This window comes from Micromonospora sp. NPDC047187 (assembly GCF_040643355.1).
Classification (GTDB): domain Bacteria; phylum Actinomycetota; class Actinomycetes; order Mycobacteriales; family Micromonosporaceae; genus Micromonospora; species Micromonospora salmantinae.
Genome location: NZ_JBEYUF010000054.1, coordinates 1 through 2,439, shown reverse-complemented (window position 1 = coordinate 2,439; position 2,439 = coordinate 1). Strand labels below are relative to the sequence as shown.

Sequence of the window (2,439 nt, the reverse complement as noted above, 5' to 3'; positions counted from 1 at the left end):
CGCATGTCAGTACACTCAGCGGGGTCCCACAACCCCGACCACGCAACCCCTGACAGGTATCACACGCAGCCGGTTTAGCCTCGATCCGCTTTCGCTCGCCACTACTCACGGAATCACTAAATTGTTTTCTCTTCCTACGGGTACTGAGATGTTTCACTTCCCCGCGTTCCCTCCACACACCCTATGTGTTCAGGTGTGGGTGACACCACATGACTGGTGCCAGGTTTCCCCATTCGGACACCCTGGGATCACAGCTTGGTTGACAGCTCCCCCAGGCCTATCGCGGCCTCCCACGTCCTTCATCGGCTCCTGGTGCCAAGGCATTCACCGTTCGCCCTTGACAACTTGACCACAAAGATGCTCGCGTCCACTGTGCAATTCTCAACAAACGACCAACCCACAACCCGATCCGCCCCACACCAAACCCAGCCCCCGAAAGGACCAACGGTATGTGGGGCCAGGCCATGCCTGGCAGACTTCCAGCCCCCACACAGGAGGCCGGCGCGTCTCTGAAACAACAACCAATGGTTGTTCCTTCAGGACCCAACAGGGTGCTCACATTCTCCCCCAGCCGCACCAACAGCATCCGTTCCCACCACCCGAAGATGGCTGTACTAAGCGCCGCCGGCCGTTGCCAGGGCAAAACTTGCCAGTGTCTCCGCCATTCGAGCACCCCGACCCAACATTCGTGGGCCGCGGGCTCCTTGCACCCCTTCGGGTGAAGGTGCTCCTTAGAAAGGAGGTGATCCAGCCGCACCTTCCGGTACGGCTACCTTGTTACGACTTCGTCCCAATCGCCAGCCCCACCTTCGACGGCTCCCTCCACAAGGGTTGGGCCACCGGCTTCGGGTGTTGCCGACTTTCGTGACGTGACGGGCGGTGTGTACAAGGCCCGGGAACGTATTCACCGCAGCGTTGCTGATCTGCGATTACTAGCGACTCCGACTTCACGGGGTCGAGTTGCAGACCCCGATCCGAACTGAGACCGGCTTTTTGGGATTCGCTCCACCTCACGGTATCGCAGCCCATTGTACCGGCCATTGTAGCATGCGTGAAGCCCTGGACATAAGGGGCATGATGACTTGACGTCATCCCCACCTTCCTCCGAGTTGACCCCGGCAGTCTTCGATGAGTCCCCGCCATAACGCGCTGGCAACATCGAACGAGGGTTGCGCTCGTTGCGGGACTTAACCCAACATCTCACGACACGAGCTGACGACAGCCATGCACCACCTGTGACCGCCCCCGAAGGACCTCACATCTCTGCGAGTTTTGCGGCCATGTCAAACCCAGGTAAGGTTCTTCGCGTTGCATCGAATTAATCCGCATGCTCCGCCGCTTGTGCGGGCCCCCGTCAATTCCTTTGAGTTTTAGCCTTGCGGCCGTACTCCCCAGGCGGGGCGCTTAATGCGTTAGCTGCGGCACAGGAAACCGGAGAGGCCCCCCACACCTAGCGCCCAACGTTTACAGCGTGGACTACCAGGGTATCTAATCCTGTTCGCTCCCCACGCTTTCGCTCCTCAGCGTCAGTATCGGCCCAGAGACCCGCCTTCGCCACCGGTGTTCCTCCTGATATCTGCGCATTTCACCGCTACACCAGGAATTCCAGTCTCCCCTACCGAACTCTAGCCTGCCCGTATCGACCGCAGGCTTGGAGTTGAGCCCCAAGTTTTCACGGTCGACGCGACAAGCCGCCTACGAGCTCTTTACGCCCAATAAATCCGGACAACGCTCGCACCCTACGTCTTACCGCGGCTGCTGGCACGTAGTTGGCCGGTGCTTCTTCTGCAGGTACCGTCACTCTCGCTTCGTCCCTGCTGAAAGAGGTTTACAACCCGAAGGCCGTCATCCCTCACGCGGCGTCGCTGCATCAGGCTTCCGCCCATTGTGCAATATTCCCCACTGCTGCCTCCCGTAGGAGTCTGGGCCGTGTCTCAGTCCCAGTGTGGCCGGTCGCCCTCTCAGGCCGGCTACCCGTCGTCGCCTTGGTAGGCCATCACCCCACCAACAAGCTGATAGGCCGCGAGCCCATCCCAAGCCGAAAAACTTTCCACCACCAGCCATGCGGCCAGCAGTCCTATTCGGTATTAGCCCCCGTTTCCGAGGGTTATCCCAAAGCTTGGGGCAGGTTGCTCACGTGTTACTCACCCGTTCGCCGCTCGAGTACCCCGAAGGGCCTTTCCGCTCGACTTGCATGTGTTAAGCACGCCGCCAGCGTTCGTCCTGAGCCAGGATCAAACTCTCCAACAAAAAATTAGTTGAACAGCATCCTGACAACAAACAAATGTTGCCAAAGGAATCCCAACCAGCCAGCAAAAACTGACCAGTCCGGGGTATAAATCATAATTGGCACTGGCTTTACAAGCACCCTGTTGAGTTCTCAAAGAACAACCACACACCGACCAGAAGCCCCACCACAGTGGAACCCCAACCGGGGCT

Annotated in this window: 2 rRNA genes (1 of these 2 only partly in view); both read right to left on the bottom strand. The window is 58.9% G+C overall.

The features are described from left to right. Positions 1–351: ribosomal RNA gene (locus tag ABZ794_RS33770) — 23S ribosomal RNA — on the bottom strand; it reaches 2,857 nt to the left of the window's first position. Between the two features lie 384 nt (positions 352–735). After that, positions 736–2,250, bottom strand: a 16S ribosomal RNA gene (locus ABZ794_RS33765). Together the 16S and 23S rRNA genes form the textbook arrangement of a ribosomal RNA operon. Positions 2,251–2,439 lie beyond the last annotated feature (189 nt).